Annotated in this window: 1 rRNA gene; it reads right to left on the minus strand. The window is 51.8% G+C overall.

Annotation, left to right across the window (positions count from 1 at the left end):
• Positions 1 to 255, minus strand: a 23S ribosomal RNA gene (locus M3197_RS17265); the annotation flags it as partial.

Raw genomic sequence — 255 nt, forward strand, 5'->3', positions numbered from 1 at the left:
CCAGTAAGTGTTACCTTACCTTCACCCTGGACATGGGTAGATCACCTGGTTTCGGGTCTACGACCCCATACTCATTCGCCCTATTCAGACTCGCTTTCGCTGCGGCTCCGCATTCTCTGCTTAACCTTGCATGGAATCGTAACTCGCCGGTTCATTCTACAAAAGGCACGCCATCACCCATTAACGGGCTCTGACAACTTGTAGGCACACGGTTTCAGGATCTATTTCACTCCCCTTCCGGGGTGCTTTTCACCT

This window comes from Sporosarcina aquimarina, assembly GCF_023715615.1.
In the GTDB taxonomy this organism is placed as follows: Bacteria; Bacillota; Bacilli; order Bacillales_A; family Planococcaceae; genus Sporosarcina; species Sporosarcina aquimarina_A.